Annotated in this window: 22 protein-coding genes; 11 read left to right on the top strand and 11 right to left on the bottom strand. The window is 57.2% G+C overall.

Going from position 1 to position 16,711, the window contains the following annotated elements; translation table 11 throughout:
• Window positions 1-127 precede the first annotated feature (127 nt).
• Window positions 128-1,501 carry a nucleotide 5'-monophosphate nucleosidase PpnN gene (gene ppnN, locus AD669_RS15550; RefSeq protein ID WP_053121310.1) on the bottom strand — a complete coding sequence of 458 codons (1,374 nt, stop codon included), beginning with the start codon at window positions 1,499-1,501 and terminating at the stop codon, window positions 128-130.
• 223 nt (window positions 1,502-1,724) lie between these two features.
• Between ppnN and AD669_RS15545 the strand changes: the two genes are divergently transcribed.
• Complete coding sequence (locus AD669_RS15545; RefSeq protein WP_053121307.1) at window positions 1,725-2,252, top strand: DUF3087 family protein; 528 nt, start codon at window positions 1,725-1,727, stop codon at window positions 2,250-2,252.
• Here the strand turns inward: AD669_RS15545 and AD669_RS15540 are convergent.
• Together AD669_RS15540 and AD669_RS15535 are read right to left on the bottom strand one after the other, a co-directional pair.
• A complete protein-coding gene (locus AD669_RS15540) occupies window positions 2,249-2,629 on the bottom strand; it encodes a DUF2784 domain-containing protein (protein ID WP_053121305.1) in 381 nt (126 codons plus the stop codon). The genes AD669_RS15545 and AD669_RS15540 overlap by 4 nt on opposite strands.
• A 51-nt stretch (window positions 2,630-2,680) precedes the next feature.
• On the bottom strand, window positions 2,681-3,616 hold the full coding sequence (locus AD669_RS15535; protein ID WP_053121505.1) for a sensor domain-containing diguanylate cyclase: 936 nt from the start codon (window positions 3,614-3,616) through the stop codon (window positions 2,681-2,683).
• A 194-nt stretch (window positions 3,617-3,810) separates the two neighbouring features.
• Here AD669_RS15535 and AD669_RS15530 point away from each other — a divergent pair, with 194 nt between their 5' ends.
• The 3 genes from AD669_RS15530 (at window position 3,811) to AD669_RS28610 (ending at window position 5,030) form a co-directional block, all read left to right on the top strand.
• A complete protein-coding gene (locus AD669_RS15530) occupies window positions 3,811-4,509 on the top strand; it encodes an AzlC family ABC transporter permease (protein ID WP_053121303.1) in 699 nt (232 codons plus the stop codon).
• A complete protein-coding gene (locus tag AD669_RS15525; RefSeq protein ID WP_172680124.1) occupies window positions 4,509-4,820 on the top strand; it encodes an AzlD domain-containing protein in 312 nt (103 codons plus the stop codon). The genes AD669_RS15530 and AD669_RS15525 overlap by 1 nt, the downstream gene beginning before the upstream one ends.
• 63 nt (window positions 4,821-4,883) lie before the next feature.
• On the top strand, window positions 4,884-5,030 hold the full coding sequence (locus tag AD669_RS28610; protein ID WP_172680121.1) for a hypothetical protein: 147 nt from the start codon (window positions 4,884-4,886) through the stop codon (window positions 5,028-5,030).
• Window positions 5,031-5,072: 42 nt separating this feature from the next.
• On the opposite strand, the gene AD669_RS15520 is transcribed toward AD669_RS28610, so the two are convergent.
• From AD669_RS15520 to AD669_RS15505, 4 genes are all read right to left on the bottom strand, one after another.
• Window positions 5,073-5,345 (bottom strand): hypothetical protein, encoded by a 273-nt coding sequence (locus tag AD669_RS15520; RefSeq protein ID WP_053121300.1) that lies wholly within the window; start codon window positions 5,343-5,345, stop codon window positions 5,073-5,075.
• A 338-nt stretch (window positions 5,346-5,683) separates the two neighbouring features.
• A complete protein-coding gene (locus AD669_RS15515; RefSeq protein WP_053121299.1) occupies window positions 5,684-6,364 on the bottom strand; it encodes an SOS response-associated peptidase in 681 nt (226 codons plus the stop codon).
• A 47-nt stretch (window positions 6,365-6,411) separates the two neighbouring features.
• Complete coding sequence (locus AD669_RS15510; RefSeq protein ID WP_053121297.1) at window positions 6,412-7,254, bottom strand: ABC transporter permease; 843 nt, start codon at window positions 7,252-7,254, stop codon at window positions 6,412-6,414.
• A gap of 61 nt (window positions 7,255-7,315) precedes the next feature.
• A complete protein-coding gene (locus AD669_RS15505; protein ID WP_053121295.1) occupies window positions 7,316-8,302 on the bottom strand; it encodes an aliphatic sulfonate ABC transporter substrate-binding protein in 987 nt (328 codons plus the stop codon).
• A 296-nt stretch (window positions 8,303-8,598) separates the two neighbouring features.
• Here AD669_RS15505 and AD669_RS15500 point away from each other — a divergent pair, with 296 nt between their 5' ends.
• The 3 genes from AD669_RS15500 (at window position 8,599) to AD669_RS15490 (ending at window position 10,925) form a co-directional block, all read left to right on the top strand.
• Window positions 8,599-9,546, top strand: a complete 948-nt coding sequence (locus AD669_RS15500; protein ID WP_053121293.1) for an ABC transporter substrate-binding protein — start codon at window positions 8,599-8,601, stop codon at window positions 9,544-9,546.
• A gap of 131 nt (window positions 9,547-9,677) precedes the next feature.
• Complete coding sequence (locus AD669_RS15495; protein WP_053121291.1) at window positions 9,678-10,577, top strand: polysaccharide deacetylase family protein; 900 nt, start codon at window positions 9,678-9,680, stop codon at window positions 10,575-10,577.
• Window positions 10,578-10,685: 108 nt separating this feature from the next.
• Complete coding sequence (locus AD669_RS15490; RefSeq protein WP_053121289.1) at window positions 10,686-10,925, top strand: DUF1652 domain-containing protein; 240 nt, start codon at window positions 10,686-10,688, stop codon at window positions 10,923-10,925.
• A 4-nt stretch (window positions 10,926-10,929) separates the two neighbouring features.
• Here AD669_RS15490 and AD669_RS15485 read toward each other — a convergent pair whose 3' ends face one another.
• Window positions 10,930-11,292, bottom strand: a complete 363-nt coding sequence (locus AD669_RS15485; protein ID WP_053121286.1) for an NUDIX hydrolase — start codon at window positions 11,290-11,292, stop codon at window positions 10,930-10,932.
• Window positions 11,293-11,502: 210 nt separating this feature from the next.
• Here AD669_RS15485 and AD669_RS15480 point away from each other — a divergent pair, with 210 nt between their 5' ends.
• Entirely contained in the window at window positions 11,503-11,700 is a 198-nt protein-coding gene (locus AD669_RS15480; RefSeq protein ID WP_053121284.1) for a hypothetical protein, read from the top strand.
• A gap of 111 nt (window positions 11,701-11,811) precedes the next feature.
• Here AD669_RS15480 and AD669_RS15475 read toward each other — a convergent pair whose 3' ends face one another.
• Window positions 11,812-12,051: a hypothetical protein gene (locus AD669_RS15475; RefSeq protein WP_053121283.1), complete on the bottom strand. Its 240-nt coding sequence runs from the start codon at window positions 12,049-12,051 to the stop codon at window positions 11,812-11,814.
• Window positions 12,052-12,237: 186 nt separating this feature from the next.
• On the opposite strand from AD669_RS15475, the gene AD669_RS15470 reads away from it, so the two are divergent.
• Entirely contained in the window at window positions 12,238-12,573 is a 336-nt protein-coding gene (locus AD669_RS15470) for a hypothetical protein (protein WP_053121280.1), read from the top strand.
• Window positions 12,574-12,635: 62 nt separating this feature from the next.
• On the opposite strand, the gene AD669_RS15465 is transcribed toward AD669_RS15470, so the two are convergent.
• Window positions 12,636-13,184 (bottom strand): Rrf2 family transcriptional regulator, encoded by a 549-nt coding sequence (locus tag AD669_RS15465; RefSeq protein WP_053121278.1) that lies wholly within the window; start codon window positions 13,182-13,184, stop codon window positions 12,636-12,638.
• Window positions 13,185-13,477: 293 nt separating this feature from the next.
• On the opposite strand from AD669_RS15465, the gene AD669_RS15460 reads away from it, so the two are divergent.
• Entirely contained in the window at window positions 13,478-14,683 is a 1,206-nt protein-coding gene (locus AD669_RS15460; protein WP_053121276.1) for an NAD(P)/FAD-dependent oxidoreductase, read from the top strand.
• Window positions 14,684-14,850: 167 nt separating this feature from the next.
• The gene (locus AD669_RS15455) at window positions 14,851-15,456 is read left to right on the top strand and encodes a DUF6338 family protein (RefSeq protein ID WP_053121274.1); all 606 of its coding nucleotides are present in this window, start codon (window positions 14,851-14,853) and stop codon (window positions 15,454-15,456) included.
• A gap of 261 nt (window positions 15,457-15,717) precedes the next feature.
• Here the strand turns inward: AD669_RS15455 and AD669_RS15450 are convergent, their stop codons facing one another.
• Entirely contained in the window at window positions 15,718-16,602 is an 885-nt protein-coding gene (locus AD669_RS15450; RefSeq protein WP_053121272.1) for a LysR substrate-binding domain-containing protein, read from the bottom strand.
• Window positions 16,603-16,711: the final 109 nt, after the last annotated feature.

The raw sequence follows: 16,711 nt of genomic DNA, 5'->3' as shown, positions 1-16,711 counted from the left end.
AATGCATTGCAAAATGTGGGAGCGGGCTTGCTCGCGAAGGGGCCGTCCGCTTCAAAACCGTTGTTGAATGATCGACCGCTATCGCGAGCAGGCTCACTCCTACAGTGTCAGGCGCAGACCCAAAGGGTTACGCCACCACGCGATAACACGGCACATACGCCGCGCCGCCCGGCAGTTTCATCCGGTGCTGGGCGACGAAGGCTTTGAGCAGTGCGTCGAGCGGTTGCATGATCGCCGCGTCACCACGGATCTGATACGGCCCGTGTTCTTCGATCAAGCGAATGCCCTTGTCCTTGACGTTCCCCGCCACGATCCCCGAGAACGCCCGACGCAGGTTCGCCGCCAGTTCATGCGGTGGCTGGTCGCGGTGCAGTTTCAGATTCGCCATGTTTTCGTGGGTCGGATCGAACGGACGCTGGAAGCCCTCGTCAATCTTCAGCAGCCAGTTGAAGTGGAACGCGTCGTTTCGCTCGCGACGGAACTGCTTCACCGCTTTCAAGCCCTGAGTCATCTGCCGCGCGACTTCGGCCGGGTCGTCGATGATGATTTCGTAGTGCTGCTTGGCCGCTTCGCCGAGGGTCGCGATAACGAAGGCGTCGAGCTGTTCCAGATATGGCGCGGCGTGTTTCGGCCCGGTGAGAATCACCGGGAAGGGCAGGCCTTGGTTGTCCGGGTGCATCAGGATGCCGAGCAGGTAGAGGAATTCTTCCGCCGTACCAGCGCCGCCCGGGAAGATGATGATGCCGTGGCCAACACGCACGAACGCTTCCAGACGTTTTTCGATGTCCGGCAGGATCACCAGTTCGTTAACGATCGGGTTCGGCGCTTCGGCGGCGATGATGCCAGGCTCGGTCAGACCAAGATAACGACCGCCATGAATACGCTGTTTGGCGTGGGCAATCGTCGCGCCTTTCATCGGGCCTTTCATCACGCCGGGGCCGCAACCGGTGCAGATATCAAGGCTGCGCAGGCCCAGTTCGTGGCCGACTTTCTTGGTGTATTTGTATTCTTCGGTGTTGATCGAGTGGCCGCCCCAGCACACGACGATTTTCGGCTCGACGCCCGGGCGCAGGGTGCGCGCGTTGCGGAGCAGGTGGAAAACGTAGTCGCTGATACCTTGCGAGGTGGTCAGGTCGATGCGCTGGCTGTCGAGTTCGTTTTCGGTGTAGACAATGTCGCGCAGGGCGCTGAAGAGCATTTCACGGGTGCTGGCAATCATTTCGCCGTCGACGAAGGCGTCAGCCGGAGCGTTCAGCAGCTCCAGGCGCACGCCGCGATCCTGTTGGTGAATGCGGATTTCGAAGTCCTTGTAGGCTTCGAGGATGGTCTTGGCGTTATCAACATGGGCGCCGGTGTTGAGGATGGCCAGGGCGCACTGGCGGAAGAGGGTGTAGGTGCTGCCGGATCCGGCTTCGCTCAGTTGCTGAACTTCACGTTGAGAAAGGGTTTCCAGGCTGCCTTTCGGGCTGACCGAGGCATTGATTACGTGTCGTTGGGTCATGCAATGATCCTTAAAACGATGTCATCTCAAGACTAGGCGATGGCATCCGAATAGTGTGTATCCATGAATGAAGATGGCACGATCTGCGCTGTACCGCCATGTCCCCGTTGGACGCTGAAAAGATGAAAAGGAGCCCCAGCATAGCTAAATCCCTCGTGGAGGCGATAATGCGCCGGCGAGTTTTTTTGTTTGCCCCTTTTGTCGCTCAAGGAAGTCATTTGTGATGTTTGAGATTCAGCCGATGGACGCCGCTACCTTTCGCCAGCAGACCCGGCGCAGCACGATCATCATTGCCGTGCTGTTCCTGGTGCTGGCGATGTTGTTTTCCAGTCTAGCGGTGGCGCTGTTCGGCGAACCCGGCGGCGATAACCTGCGGTTTAACGTGGGCGGGGTGTTTCTGGCATTTCTGCTGACGGCGGCCCTGCTGCGCGGGCGCTTCTGGAATCAGAGCTGGATGGCCCCAGCGGTGTATAGCTGGCGGCTCAAGCGCAGCCTGATGAGCATCACCAATATGATGCATCAAGTGACAGCGGCGGTGGAGAAGAACGATCCGACGGCGATGAAAGTGTTGCGCTTCTATCATCTGGGGCTGACGCAGATGCATGAATTGGACGGCAACTCCAGCGATCATGGGCAACTGTGGCGGGAAGTCGAAACGCATAAAGAGCGGATGCAGACGCTGGGGCTCGATACCGAGCAGACGCGGCTGGATCCGGCCTGGCTGGAAAATCTGAAGCAAGCGTCGCGTTAAAGCGCGTGCTTGCTGCGCAGTTTCCATGCGCGGAACAGGCGCCCGTAGACCAACAGATTGACCGCCAGCACCACGCTGCCCAGCGCCAGTTGAATCTGTGGAGTGAGGCCGGCCGGGTAGATGATCGGCCAGACGTAATGCTCGATAAAACCGCCGGCGTATTCGGTCTGCCCGGCGGCGTGGCGCATCAGGTTTTCCCAGTAGGTCAGCGGGCAGGTCAGGTGCAATACCTCGACCGCCACGCCCCAGGCCGCCGCTGGCAAATGCAGCCACATCACTCGTGGCCACTTGAGCACCAGCAACCCGCCAAACAGCACGAACAAAATAAAGCACAAATGAAATAGCACCAGCCCGTCGGCTGCGATTCGGTAGAGCATGTCGTCTCCCTGACGTGTTTGCGAATGCGCTATCTTACGCCGCTCGGGTGCTTACACGTCAGTGCGAAAATCGGCGAACTCGGCGCGCATCCGTCCGTTGTGTTTGGCCTGATACAGCAACTTGTCGACCTGTTCGACGAAGTGCAGCGGATCGCCGCCGACGGCGACTTGCGTGGTGCCAACACCAAGACTCAAGGTGACCAGCGGCGACACCGCCGAATGCTCATGAGCGATCTGCTGCTGGCGGATCAGGTGCAGGCATTTGTGCGCCACCAGTCGTGCCGACTCCGCATCGGTTTCCGGCAGCAGCCAGACGAATTCTTCGCCGCCAATCCGCGCAATAAAGTCCCGTGGCCGATTGGCTGCCAGCGATAACGTCTTCGCGACCTGACGCAGGCATTCGTCGCCCTTGATGTGGCCGTAATGGTCGTTGTACTGCTTGAAATAATCGATATCGAGGATCAGCAACGACAGCGGCAAACCGCTGCGTTGCGCGGTGGCCCACTCGCGCTCAAGCACGGTGTCGAACATGCGCCGATTGGCGATCCCGGTGAGCCCGTCCTGAAACGAATATTCTTCCAGCTGCTTTTGCAGGCGTATCAGGTGCTCTTCGGTTTTCTTGCGCTCGCTGATGTCGAACATGAACCCCACCAGCGCCTCGACTTCCCCGTCCTTGCGCACCACGTGCACGACATCGCGGATCCACACGTACTCGCCAGTGCTGGTCAGCGCACGGTAATCGGCTTCATGATCGACGCCGGCGCGTGACTGCGAGACGCAGAATTCCACCACGTAATCGCGATCGTCCGGGTGCATGCGCTCGACCCAGTCGTTGACCCCGACCCAGCTGTTTTGCTGCCAGCCGAGCAGGGTTTCGATCTGCGGGCCGATGTAGCTGAAGGTCATGGTTGCCCAGTCGATTCGCCACGGAATGGCTTTGGTCGATTCCAGCAGGGTCTTGTACACGTCGCTGTCGATGGCGGTCATGGCGGGCACGGTCTCGGAAAAGTCTTCAACGGAAAAATCCAGCGCCAGCATGTTGCTAGCATGGAGGCGTTGCAAGCAGTTGGCCGATGAACGGCTGACTCGGGCCGATTTCCCACAAGTGCGCAAGATTGTTCAAGCCAAAAAGCAGCGTTTGCTGGCACAGTCTTCGCCCGTTTCTCTGGTTGAAGGGCGTTATGTCTGACTCACTTTTACCGCGCAGTGCGTTTCTTCGCGGCGCTGTGGCGATCATGCCGTTATCACTGGCAACGGCGCCTTGGGGGCTGCTGGCCGGCTCCATGGCGATCGAAGCCAATCTCACGCCGCTGCAAGGGCAGGGCTTGTCGAGCATTGTGTTTGCCGGTGCCGCGCAACTGGTGGCGATTGGCATGCTCAAGGGCGGCGCGGGGATTTTCTCGATTTTGCTGACCACGGTTTTGCTGACCTCACAGCATTTGCTTTACGGCATGAGCATGCGTTCGGTGATTTCGCCGTTACCGGGACGCTGGCGGATCGGCCTGGGTTTTTTGCTCACCGATGAGCTGTTTGCCTTGACCAGTCAACACGATCGCCAGCAGTTCAATCGCTGGTATGCGCTGGGTGTGGGCCTGACGTTTTACATCGCCTGGAACCTGTTCACGCTGGCCGGCATCGTCCTCGGCAGCAGCATTCCGGGGCTTGAACATTTGGGCCTGGACTTTTCGATTGCCGCTACTTTCATCGCCCTGATCACACCGGTGGTGCGCAACTTGCCGACGGTGGTGTGCGTGGCGGTTTCGCTGTTTTGTTCGGTGCTGTTCAGTTATTGGCAGTGGGGCTCGGCGCTGGTGTTGTCGGGGCTGGCGGGGATGACCGCAGGATTTATCTGCAACAAGCTGTATCGGGAGCGCACATGATGGTTTGGGCAGTGATTTTCGGCATGGGGATTCTGGTGTTCCTCAACCGTTACGTATTTCTCGAGCCGCGTTTGCCGGTGCGCCTGAGCAGCAACGCGCGGCAGTTTCTCGGCTTTGCCGTACCGGGAATGCTCACCGCGATTTGTGGGCCAATCGTATTCATGCCGGACAAACAATTGAATCTGCAGTGGGACAATCCTTACCTGCTTAGTTCATTGGTGGCTATTGGCCTTGTTCTAGCCACACGCAACACGTTGCTCAGCATGTTGTTAAGCATGGCGTTCTTCTTTTTGTTGCGTTGGTGGTTGTAAGTTGCCTGAGCGAATCTGTTCTACGCTGTAAGGATGACCGTTTACTTGTGACAGGAGGTGGGCATGGCGACTGAGCAAGAACATCCACAACGGGATGAAGAAGACACAGACGAACCGACCGAAGAAGAGATCGAGCGCGAGAAGCACAAGGAACAAACGTGGAAACGCGATGAAGGCAGGGACTTGTCGGATCCTGACCGCAAATTTTGATCCAAAAAAAAGCCCCTTGATTCAAGGGGCTTTTTCGTGGTTTTACAGATCTTCCAACTGCGTGAAATCGGGGTGTGACGCCCGATAGCCCAAGGTTCGGTCGATCCAGGCATTGAGCTCGTTGACCATCACCGGCGGGTGGCCGGGATACCCTTCGAGGGTGGTGCGCAGGATGCGATCAATATTCGGGACATCACGCAGGTTTCGGGTCTTGATGTAGTGGCCGATAAAACAGTCGAGTTCAAAGCGTTCTGTCATCGACAGATAGACACACTCCAGGCCACCGACCTGTTTGATTGCAAAATCGTCGCGCAACTTATTTCTCTGCAAGGCTTGTAAATGTTTTAGTGGATTCCTGATTTATTGACTCTTTGGTCAATTGGTATACCAATCGGAAGGCGGCGCGCATGCTAGCTTTAGCGCTGGAAAATGTATGTATGACGATCGAAATGTCAGACAAGCGGTTAGTTCGCTCAAACGACTGTTTTACAGAGCCTGTCTCAAGCGTGAAACAGCCTTTGTAAAGATATGGAATCACCTGTAGGAGCTGCCGAAGGCTGCGATCTTTTGATGTTGATTGTAAAAAACAAGATCAAAAGATCGCAGCCTTCGGCAGCTCCTACATTCGATAGACGTACGACGCTGAGGGATGTTTAGGGCTGCGGAATGATCAAGCTGGGCCCTTGATTGCGTACGTTACCCACCGCTTTGCCGACTTTGTGCCATTCGAATGCTTCACTGCTTTCCCCTTCGAACAGCAACATTTGCTCAGCGCGTTCAGCCGGTGTCGCTGGATCCAGCCATTCGCGCACTAAATCAGCGCGGAATACCACGGGGCGGCGATCGTGGATATCGATCATCCCGCCAACACTGTCGGCGGTGATGATGACGAAACCATCGTCGTCCCGCGCCGGTTTTTCTGGTGTAGGAAATTGCCCGATGGCAGCACAGAAAACCGGCCCATGATCCGCCCGACGAATCAGCCAGGGTTGTCGGGTTTTATCCTCGGCATCGACCCACTCAAACCAGTTGTCGACCGGCACGATCAGGCGCTGTTTCCAGATGGCCCGGAAGAACGGCCCATGGGCGACTTTCTCGACCCGCGCATTGATCGGCGCGGCGCGATCCTTGGCCCAATGCGGACGCCAGCCCCAGCGCAGGCTATCGGCGTAAATCTGCTGTTCGTGTTGATGAAGAATCGCCAGCGACGTGGTCGGCGCCGCGTTGTAATGCGCCAGTGGGGCATCGCCGACATGATTGATCAGTGCGTCGGGAATGCTCAGCACCGCGACAAAGTCATGGATGCCCCGGTACTGCGAGAGTCTTCCGCACATGGCTGAACCTCCGGTTGGACGCTTTCAGCTTAGATGCTAACGGTCATTCAATCCTTGGCGCCCTGACCGGTGAACGTGTCGCGCCAGTTCAGGCAGCGACGTTCGAGCGCTGCGAGCAAGCCATCGCTGAGTTTGCCAAGCAAGGCCAGCACGATGATCGCCGCCAGCACGATATCGGGACGCGAGGTTTCGCGGCCGTCACTGAGCAAATAACCCAGGCCTTTGGTTGCGGCGATCAGTTCGGCAGCGACAAGAAACATCCACGCCAGACTCATGCCGCTGCGCAGCCCGGTGAACAGGCCGGGCAGGGCGGCGGGCAACAGAATCCGGCGCACCAGTTGCAAGCGACTGAAACCGTAGATACGCCCGACTTCCACCAGTTTGCGGTCGATATTGCGGATCGCCGCGACCACGTTGACGTAGACCGGGAAGAACGCGCCGATGGCGATCAGGACGATTTTCGAGGTCTCGTCGATGCCCAGCCAAAGCAGCAAAAGCGGCACCCAGGCCAGACTCGGAATCGAACGCAACGCGGCGAACATCGGTTCCAGATACGCCTCGGCTTCGCGGCTCAAACCGACCCACGCCGCGAACACCAGCGCCAGGCTCGCACCAATGGCGAAACCCAGCAGCACACGAATCAGGCTGGCGCCGATGTGTTTCCACAGCGCACCTTCGGCAAGGTCGGTAAGCGTCACGGCGATCTCACTGGGCGCCGGCATCTGGTAGGACGGCAGCCAGCCGATGCGTACGATAATTTCCAGCACGACGATGATCAGCAACGGCAACGCGAGGCCTTTCAGACGGCGCTGCCATGCCGGGTTGAAAACGGATTTCGGCTGTCGCGACAGAGTAAGTGGCGCGGGCAGGTCTTTGCTGTGACTGGTCATGATCAGGGCTCCGCTCACCACAAATCCGCGCCGGGCGCGGATTCGTGGTGAGTCTGGTCAGTTACTGGCGAGCGACGGCTTGCTGCACACCGCTGTCGAGCAATTGATCGATGACTTGATCGACATTGACGCCACGGCGCACCAGTTCTTCCGATACCAGAATCGGCGCGGCAGCCTTGGAGGCGCTGACGTCGTTGGCGGTCAGTTGCGGGCTGCTCAGGTCGGTGCGCGACAGTTGCAGTTTGGCCACGTCCAGCGGCAGGCCGGATTCTTTGGCGAGGAGGGCGGCGAATTCATCAGGATTTTTCAGCGCCCATTCGCGCGCCTGCTCGTAGGCTTTGATCACGGTGTCGATGGTTTGCGGATGTTCCTTGGCGTACTGCTCGGTGACGCTGACCACGCCATAGCTATTAAAGGCAGGGTTGCGATAGAGCAAGCGCGAACCGGCCTGAACCTGGCTGGCGGCCATGTGCGGATCGAGGCCGGCCCAGGCGTCGACGTCGCCTTTTTCCAGCGCAGTGCGACCGTCCGGATGTTGCAGGTGCACCAGTTCAACGTCGTCTTTTTTCAGCCCGGCCTGTTGCAGGCTGCGCAAGGTGAACAGGTATGGATCGGTGCCTTTGGTGGCAGCGATTTTCTTGCCCTTGAGGTCGGCAACGGTCTGGTACGGCGAGTCTTTGCGCACCACCAACGCTGTCCATTCGGCACGGCTGTACACGTAAACCGATTTGATCGGGCTGCCATTGGCGCGGCTCAGCACCGCGGCGAGGCTGGCGCTGGAGGCGAAATCGACGCCGCCACTGTTGAGGTATTCCAGTGAACGGTTGCTGCCTTGGCTGAGCACCCAACTGACTTTGGTTTGCGGCAGGGCTTTTTCGAGGAAGCCGAAATGTTTAAGCACTAGGCTGACTGGCGAGTAATAGGCGTAGTCGAGGTGCACTTCGGCCGGCGCGGTCTCGGCGGCGTGGGCAATCGGTTGCAGGCTCAAGAGAATGGCGCTCGCAGCCAGCAGCGTCTTGATTCGAAAGAACGGGAAGAACGGTTTCATGGGGGAACGCTCCGGCAAAGGCACAGATTTCTTATGTCCAAAAAGATATTTTTAGCGAATGCTTCCTGCATCAATGGAATATTGCAGGCTCTGTGCCATATCCGTTTTAGCCCGTGTTTATTGGGTTTTTCGCTGGTTTGCTCGTTTTGAACTGTTGCCTGGTGAACAGCATGCCGAGCCACTGTTGCGCCGCGAACAGTTGGAAACGACAGTGATGAGCTTATGCATTAATCGAATTTCAAAACTGAATATTAAGAGCGTTATGGTCTATGCAAATCCCCTTTGCAGGACTCGCCATGAAGCTTTCCCGATTCCTACGCAGTGCGCTGACTGCGGCACTGTTTGCTTCACCACTTTCCTACGCGGCCGAGCCAGTCGTCCTGCATATTGGCGATCAGAATTACTACAACATCCGCGCCTCTATTGAAGCGTCCGGCGTGTTGAAAGATGCGCCGTATACGGTCGACTGGAAACATTTCCAGGCCGCCGCGCCACTGGCCGAAGCCTTGCAAACCGGCTCGCTGGATCTGGGCTTTTTAGGTGATTCAGGCTTTCTGTTTCTGGCAGCCAAGCAGGCGCCGGTAAAGCTGATCGGCGTGTCGCGGCAAAACCCCGACACCATTGCGTTGCTGGTACCGAAAGATTCCCCGGTGAAAACCATCGCTGATCTGAAGGGTAAAAAAGTCGCCTATTGGCCCGGTGCCTGGAGTCAGCAGTTGACCTTGCGCGCGCTGGAGCAGGGTGGTCTACCGGAGAACTACGTCGACTTCGTCAAATTGATGCCGATCGATGCAGCCGCCGCGTTGCCGCAGGGCAGCATCGACGCGTTCCCGGTGTGGGAACCGTACATTTCCCAACAGATCGTGTTCTCCGGCGCGCGACCGATTCTGACCGCGAAAAACCTGATGCCGGGGCTCAGTGCCATCGCCGCGTCGACACCGTCGATCGACAGTAAACGTGAAGCCATCGCCGATTTCCTCGGGCGTTTGAAACTGGCGCGGGCGTGGGTCGACAGTCATACCGATGAGTACGCCGACCTCTGGGCGAAGAAGGCCAATCTCGATCAACAGGTTTCGCGGCACTGGTTGCGCCAGGCGCACATGACGGTCGGCCCGGTTGATCAGCAGGCAGCGACGGATCTGCAAAGCACTGCGGACTTCCTGTTCAAGGTCAAGGCACTGCCGACGCGACTGGCCACCGCCGGCATTATCGACACCTCGTTTCAGCAAGCGTTGGCGCACTGAGCAAGCGCCGGAACCAAACCCTGTGTACCTTATCCAACCTCGGCTCGCGGATCGGAGCGCAGGGATGGATAAGGGCGAGGGAGTTTTGCCAATCGACAATATGACGGCAGCGGTCGGGCTCAAGGCAAAACATGACATCGCTATTCAAAATATTCTGTGCGGCGGCCATCGCTTTCGGGCTGGCTGGCTGCATTGCCGCGCCCATCGAATTGACCGCGCAAACCGAAACACAGCTGAAAGCGCAGGCGCCGGTGCGTTTTTTGCTGACCTTCGATGATGGCCCCAGTGCTTCAAGTTTCTGGAATCCGTCGGCGACGGTGCTCGATAGCCTCAAGGACAACCCGATTCAGCCGGGCATCAAAGCGGTATTTTTCGTGCAGACCCGCGCACCGAGGGCCGGTAACAGTGAGATCGGTCGCGGCATCATGCGTCGCGAACACGATGAAGGTCATATTCTCGCGTTCCACACTGCCACCCACTGGCACACCAATCACCGTTCACTGAGCCCGCAAGAACTTGAAGAATCGTTGAGCAATGGCACGGCAGACATCGCCGCGATTACCGGTGCGCCGCCGAAACTGCTGCGTCCGCCATTCTGGAATTACGACAAACGTACTTTCGCCGCGTATCAGCAGCATGGCTTGCACGTGTTGTTGACCGATTTAAGCGCCAATGACGGCAAGATCTGGGGCTTCAATGCCAGCCCGAGGCGTCGTGCGAACATGCTGCGGCAGTTGTCGGAAGTCCGTGAGCAGATTGCGCACGGAGAGTTTCCGGTGGTGGACGGTGTGATTCCGGTGGTGGTGACTTTCCATGATCTGAACCGCTACACCGCTCGGCATACGCGCGAATATCTGCAGATCCTGCTCGACAGTGCGGCGACGACAGGCGTGCCACTGGCGGATCAGCCGTTTTATGTGGATCACGCAGCACTGGAAAAAGCCGCGCTGGCACGCACGGTTCATCAAAGTTCTCAGCCGGTGCATTTGCCGGGGATCTGGAACTGGATCTGGGATCGTGATGCTGATTAAAGTCGACCGAAAAATGTGAGGGAGTTGGCATTTTTCGGGGCGGCGGATTTCAAAACGCTCATCTATGCTCTACGGGTCGACCGACTCATCGCCTGCGAGGCGTGCCCCATGCTTGCCATTACGGACATTTGCCGCATTGTCGAATCCGGGTTTCCGGGGTTCACATGCAACTGCATTGCGACGCAGGGACTGCTACAGATCAAGGTGAGTGAGCCGGCCAGCGGCGACATCAAGTTGCAGCTCAATGGCGTTTCCCCGGAACACCTCGTCACCATCCGTGACATTTCCAACTTCATCGGTGAATTGCGCACGGAAATCAGCGCCGGGCGCCGGGCATTCGCCGGTTAAGCCGTCATAAGCGCCGCTGAAACGCCTGAACGATGCGCAACGTCGCGTCGCTGGTTTTCAGATTCTGCACTGCGTTCAGCGGATGCCACATGCAGTCGCTGATTTCATTCTGTGGACGTACTTCCTCAATGTTCAGTACCGAGGCCTCGTAGACGTGATGTTGCGTGCGGCCGCTCTGTAACTCCATCAAGTACAAAACGTCTTCGGCTTCCAGCCCGGTTTCTTCATGCAATTCGCGCACAGCCGCAGCGGCTTTGGTTTCCCCAGGCTCGACTTTGCCGCCGGGCAATGTCCAGCAACATCTGGGTTTGCGAACCAGGAGGATATGGCGATCCTGCTCGCAAATGACGGTGGCGCGTACTTTCATCTGTTACCTGTTTACCGGTTGTCACAAAAACGAAATAAAACTGCAATATTCGAGCCGGGCCATTGTTTAAAGGTTCCCTGTAGATGTTGAGTATTGTTCTGCATCGAAAGTGCCTGATTGTTGGCTGCCGGGCGGTCGGCCACTCCAGTAAATCAGGGTGTAAGGTTAAAAGCGTGAAGCTGAATAACCGTGTTGCAAAAGGAGGTACCCATGAGCATGCCCATGTTGAACAAGATGCACATGAACGGCTATGACGTACTCAGCGTGAACAACGGCCCTTGGCGGGTTTGCACGCAAGGTGATCGCCTGGCGTCATTTGCCAGCAGAGAGGAGGCGCTGGCGTATGCCGCAGCACTTCCTGGCTACAGAAAACGCTCGGTGAAAGCGCAAAGTCACAACGTTAGTTGAATTGTGGCGAGGGGGCTTGCTCCCGCTGGACTGCGCAGCAGGCCCTTTTTTACGATAAAGAGCGAGGGCCGCTTCGCGACCCAGCGGGAGCAAGCTCCCTCGCGACAAGTGTCAGTGGACTTTGGTTCGGCTGATTGCGCGTGCCTTCACTTCCTTGGCATAGAGTTGCAGCCGCTCTTCGTCGCTTTGCAGCACTTCGCAAGAGCGCAGCACCGTTTGCGCGTCAGCCTCGTTGCCCGATTTGCGCAATTGTTCGGCGATACGTTTGAGGTCGACCGCTGACCATCTCAGGTCCGATGCGACGGCTTGCAGGTCGCGTTGAAGTTCGTGTTCGTATTCATTGAGCCGCATGATCACCTCCAGAACATTCTCGGTAAAAAAGAGTAGTCGTATTTTCGCCGGTGGGGCGGAGCGATGCTGTCATTAAGCTGAGCGGTTGTGAAAATTTGTCGAAAGCGCGTCAACGGCGCAATGCCACGATGGATGTGTAACCAGTTACACGTTACATTCGCTTTTTTTCAGATTAGAGAAGCACCCATGCGGATATGGATCGGAAGTTTGACGTTGGCGGTATTGGCAGGTTGCTCCTTGCCGGCGTCACTGGTTCCGGGTGAACCCAATCTCAGCAAGACCAGCGAAAAAACGCCCAAAGACTACGCCGCGTGCATTTTGCCGCTGTGGCAGCAGGACGTTTCCAAGACATCGCAAACGTCGATTTCCAACGGTTATCGCATCACCGCGCCGAGCATCATCACGGCCGACGAGATTCTCGATATCGTCAAATACAAGGACGGTAGCCGCGTCTCGCTGTATCAGGGGCCGCCCTGGGCCAAGTCCGGCTCGTTGCGCAAATCGGTGCGTGACTGCCTGTAACGGCGTTCCCGGATGAAAAAAAAGCAGAAACCTCGGTTTCTGCTTTTTTATTGGGCGCTTGGTCAGTCAGTAATGTCGGTCAGCGTGATGGTGCCGACATTGCCTTTCTTCTCGCGGCGATCCTGAATCCAGTCTTCCACTTGCTGGCCGAATTCCGCCGGGGCCTTGCGCCCGACTTTTCTCGCGATATCGAGAATGGTTTGCTGGGCAAGTGCCTCTTCCATGCGCTTTTGCGCGGTCATCATCGCGCCGTGAATCGAGCAGGTGCCTTCGATGGCCCACTCCGGCGGATTGCCTTCAAACAGGGCGCAACGCCCCCGGATGTCGCGGCATTCGAAAATATTCTTGCGTCCATCGATGGCGTTGACGATGTCGAGCAGGGTGATTTCATCCGCCGGCCGCGCCAGGCTGAACCCTCCACGCACGCCTTCACTGGCCACCACCAATTTGCCTTTGGCCAGTTTGGTAAAAATCTTCGCCAGATATTCGACTGGCACGCCTTGCAACTCGGCGAGGTCGCGCACGCTGGCCTCGCGAGAGTCACCACCATTGCCCACCAAAAATGCCAGGCAATGAATGCCGTATTCGACGCCTGCGCTGTAAAGAGACATTTTTATCTCCGACTTAAGTTGTCGTAAATATTATCAGCCTGAGGGAGGCTCGGCAATCTGTCTGCTTGGACTGATTTCGTTCTTTATGTGCTTGAAAGCAGCAAGAATGGCTGTTTTTGGTGGATTCTTATCATTCTGCTTGATCAGATTATTCGATCAAAACAATCGAATAATCTGACTTGTTGGTTTTATATCCGACCAATACAGTCGGCGCTATCGGAGTGGCGACGACGGGCCTCCGGCGAAATTCGTTTCACATCTTTCAACGGCTTGGCTTTTTCTGGAGAAACACAATGAAGCAGCAGATTCTGGTTATCGGCGCAGGTTTTGGTGGTATGTGGTCGGCACTGAGCGCGACACGTCTGGTCGATCTGCATGGACGTGATGATGTTGAAATCAGCGTTCTGGCCCCGCAAGCCGAGCTGCGTGTACGTCCGCGTTTCTACGAACCGAACGCTCATCAACTGGCGGCACCGCTGGGTGAACTGTTCGAAGCAGTCGGCGTTCACTTCATCAAAGGCGCCGCGAACACCATCGATGTCGCAGCGAAAACCGTTGGCTACACCGATACGGCCGGGCAGCAACAAGTCTTCCACTTCGACAAACTGGTACTGGCTTCGGGCAGCGGTCTGGCGCAATCGGCCACGCCGGGTGTGGCGCAACATGCGTTTGACGTTGACCAGATCGAAGCGGCCATGCGTCTGGAAACCCATCTAAAATCCCTCAAAGACCAACCGTCGAGCAAGGCGCGCAATACCGTGGTGGTTGCGGGCGGCGGTTTCACCGGCATTGAAACCGCGACTGAAATGCCAGGGCGTCTACGCGAGATTCTCGGCGAGGAAGCCGATATCAACGTGATCATCGTTGATCGCGGGCAGAAGATCGGCGCCGCAATGGGTGAAGAAATCAGCCATTCCATCCTTGAGGCGAGTGAAGAGCTGGGCGTTGAATGGCGTCTGGGTGTCTCGGTGCAGTCGGTCGATGCCAATGGCGCGACGCTGTCGGACGGTCAACACATCGCGGCAAAAACCGTGGTCTGGACGACCGGCGTGCGCGCCAGTTCGTTGACCGAGCAGATCCCTGCCGAACGCGATAAACAAGGTCGCCTGCACGTTGATGCGAACCTGAAAGTCATCGGTCAGGACGATATTTTTGCCACCGGCGATGTCGCCTACGCCGCCACCGACCACCTCGGTAATTTCGCGCTGATGACCTGCCAGCACGCTATTTCATTGGGTCGTCATGCTGGCAACAATGTCGCTGCGCAGATTCTCGGTATCGACCCAACGCCGTATAGCCAGCCGAAATACGTGACCTGTCTGGATCTCGGCGCTTGGGGCGCGGTGTACACCGAAGGCTGGGATCGTCAGGTGAAACTGGTCAAACAGGAAGGCAAAACCCTGAAGACGCAGATCAACACCCAGTGGATTTATCCGCCAGCGGCTGATCGTGTGAGTGCGCTGGCGGCGGCGGATCCGATGATTCCTGTGGTTGCGTAATTCTGAGCCTGTAAAAAATCCCGCTTACAAAAGCGGGATTTTTTTGCCTGCCGCAAAAGCGCGCAACGAGATGTGACAGTTGGGGGTGGGCGTATTTTCTGCGTCGACTAGGCTTTGGATCGCCGGGCTATGAATGGGCCTGCATGTCTTTCAAGGAGCCTCGGATCATGGATGATCTGGTCAAAGAAGTTATTCCGTTGTTGCAGTATTTGATCCCCGGATTCCTGTCAGCGTGGATTTTCTACTCGCTGACGGCGTTCAAGCGTCCGGATACGTTCGGACAGATTGTGCAGGCGCTGATTTTTACTTTTGTGATTCAAGGGGCTGTGTTGGGGGTTGGATCTGTCTGTTTATGGGTTGGCGCGAAGGGATTTTCTGTAGGGCAATGGGATGCGAGGGCTGAGACGGTGTGGGCTTTTGTCGTGTCGATAACGCTGGGATTGCTTTCCTGTTATCTGGCAACCAATGACCAATTGCACAGTTGGCTGCGCAGTAGAAACGTCACGAAACAAACTTCCTACCCCAGTGAATGGTTCAGCATTTTTGCCCAGCACCATCGCCTTGTCACCCTGCACTTGACCGATGAAAGGCGCGTTTTTGGCTGGCCGGTGGAGTGGCCGCCGGAATCCAATAGCGGCCAGTTTGTGATGCAAAACCCCTGTTGGCTGGACGCCGATGGAACAGAGGTGCCTTTTGGCGCCGAGTATTTGCTGATAGATTCCGGCAAGGTCAAGTGGGTCGAGTTCGGCCCGAAATTGGAGAGTTCGCTATGACAGCCAGAGCACCGCAACCAATGCCAGAGTGGGTGGCGCGTCGTTATACAAAGGATGGCAAGCCGGTGGCGAATGCGCTGCCCAAGGCGCCTAGTGGCCCGCCGCCGCTGAAGGGTTGACCCCGCCAATTGCGTCATGCCGCGGATTATAGGTTGTGAGGGCCGGCCTCTTCGCGAGCAAGCCCGCTCCCACATTTTGGAATGCATCTCCCTGTGGGAGCGGGCTTGCTCGCGAAGGCTGCGTGACTGACAACACATCACCTCAAAGTGTCTCCACCAACCAATCGCGAAACGCCTTCAACGATGGCAACGTCTCATTGCGCGGCGGATACACCAGGTAGTAGCTGCGCCGACTGGTAATCGGCTCGCCCAGTTGCAGCAATTCACCCTTCAACAGTTCCTCTTCCACCAGAATCCGCGGCACCAGCCCTACGCCAATATTCGCTCGCACCGCCTGAATCAAATGCGAGGTCATTTCAAAACTCGGCCCGATGCGCATGCTGCGGTGCGGCAGGCTGTGATGGCTGAACCATTCCGTCCACGCCTGCGCGTTGCTGCTGACATTGAGCAGCAGTTGCCCGGCGATGTGCGCTTCGGCGTCATCGCGCTCGGCCTTTGATAACTGCGCGCTGGCAATCACCACCAATTCTTCGGTATGCAGGGGCAGGGCGGTCAAGCCCGGCCACTCCCCGCCACCCACACAAATCGCGGCGTCGATTTCGCTGGTATCAAAGTCGATCGCTTCGATGCGCGAATGCAAATGCACGGTCATGCCTGGGTGCGCTGTGTAGAAATCCTTGAGGCGCGGCAACAGCCATTTCGAGCCAAACGTCGGCAACGTCGCCAGACGCAAACTGTGAATGCCCGAACCAAAAGCCATCGCCTGCAACGTCGCGCTGCGAATCTGCCCGAGTGCTTCCGAGAGTTCGCGCTGATACATGCGCCCGACATCGGTCAGCACCACTTTGCGGCCCTCGCGGCTGAACAGGCGCATGCCGAGCATCTTCTCAAGAATCTGCACCTGACGGCTGACCGCACTCTGTGTCAGCGACAGCTCATGGGCGGCGCGGGTGTAGCTTTCATGGCGCGCTGCTGCCTCGAAGGCCAGCAATAACGACATGGAAGGGGTGAGCGTGCGCGGATTCATTCGTTAAAGTCATCAATAGCGGGTCGAATTTACGGTTGTCCCAGCGTCGGTCAGCAATGAACATGGGCACCATTAGATGGCGGAGCCTGACGCAATCATTCGTTGCGTA

This window comes from Pseudomonas sp. P1.31 (genome assembly GCF_001269815.1).
GTDB classification, from domain to species: domain Bacteria; phylum Pseudomonadota; class Gammaproteobacteria; order Pseudomonadales; family Pseudomonadaceae; genus Aquipseudomonas; species Aquipseudomonas rustica.
The sequence above is the reverse complement of the archived record's forward strand: the minus strand, read 5'-3'. Positions and strand labels throughout refer to the sequence as shown.

Bases quoted from the DNA above. Each gene is read 5' to 3' on its own strand.
- AD669_RS15530 (WP_053121303.1), top strand. From the start codon at position 3,811: ATGTCTGACTCACTTTTACCGCGCAGTGCGTTTCTTCGCGGCGCTGTG.
- AD669_RS15510 (WP_053121297.1), bottom strand. From the start codon at position 7,254: ATGACCAGTCACAGCAAAGACCTGCCCGCGCCACTTACTCTGTCGCGA.
- AD669_RS15525 (WP_172680124.1), top strand. From the start codon at position 4,509: ATGGTTTGGGCAGTGATTTTCGGCATGGGGATTCTGGTGTTCCTCAAC.
- AD669_RS15505 (WP_053121295.1), bottom strand. From the start codon at position 8,302: ATGAAACCGTTCTTCCCGTTCTTTCGAATCAAGACGCTGCTGGCTGCG.
- AD669_RS15480 (WP_053121284.1), top strand. From the start codon at position 11,503: ATGAGCATGCCCATGTTGAACAAGATGCACATGAACGGCTATGACGTA.
- AD669_RS15495 (WP_053121291.1), top strand. From the start codon at position 9,678: ATGACATCGCTATTCAAAATATTCTGTGCGGCGGCCATCGCTTTCGGG.
- AD669_RS15515 (WP_053121299.1), bottom strand. From the start codon at position 6,364: ATGTGCGGAAGACTCTCGCAGTACCGGGGCATCCATGACTTTGTCGCG.
- AD669_RS28610 (WP_172680121.1), top strand. From the start codon at position 4,884: ATGGCGACTGAGCAAGAACATCCACAACGGGATGAAGAAGACACAGAC.
- AD669_RS15500 (WP_053121293.1), top strand. From the start codon at position 8,599: ATGAAGCTTTCCCGATTCCTACGCAGTGCGCTGACTGCGGCACTGTTT.
- AD669_RS15475 (WP_053121283.1), bottom strand. From the start codon at position 12,051: ATGCGGCTCAATGAATACGAACACGAACTTCAACGCGACCTGCAAGCC.
- AD669_RS15535 (WP_053121505.1), bottom strand. From the start codon at position 3,616: ATGACCGCCATCGACAGCGACGTGTACAAGACCCTGCTGGAATCGACC.
- AD669_RS15485 (WP_053121286.1), bottom strand. From the start codon at position 11,292: ATGAAAGTACGCGCCACCGTCATTTGCGAGCAGGATCGCCATATCCTC.
- AD669_RS15540 (WP_053121305.1), bottom strand. From the start codon at position 2,629: ATGCTCTACCGAATCGCAGCCGACGGGCTGGTGCTATTTCATTTGTGC.
- AD669_RS15455 (WP_053121274.1), top strand. From the start codon at position 14,851: ATGGATGATCTGGTCAAAGAAGTTATTCCGTTGTTGCAGTATTTGATC.
- ppnN (WP_053121310.1), bottom strand. From the start codon at position 1,501: ATGACCCAACGACACGTAATCAATGCCTCGGTCAGCCCGAAAGGCAGC.
- AD669_RS15460 (WP_053121276.1), top strand. From the start codon at position 13,478: ATGAAGCAGCAGATTCTGGTTATCGGCGCAGGTTTTGGTGGTATGTGG.
- AD669_RS15545 (WP_053121307.1), top strand. From the start codon at position 1,725: ATGTTTGAGATTCAGCCGATGGACGCCGCTACCTTTCGCCAGCAGACC.
- AD669_RS15490 (WP_053121289.1), top strand. From the start codon at position 10,686: ATGCTTGCCATTACGGACATTTGCCGCATTGTCGAATCCGGGTTTCCG.
- AD669_RS15450 (WP_053121272.1), bottom strand. From the start codon at position 16,602: ATGAATCCGCGCACGCTCACCCCTTCCATGTCGTTATTGCTGGCCTTC.
- AD669_RS15470 (WP_053121280.1), top strand. From the start codon at position 12,238: ATGCGGATATGGATCGGAAGTTTGACGTTGGCGGTATTGGCAGGTTGC.
- AD669_RS15465 (WP_053121278.1), bottom strand. From the start codon at position 13,184: ATGTCTCTTTACAGCGCAGGCGTCGAATACGGCATTCATTGCCTGGCA.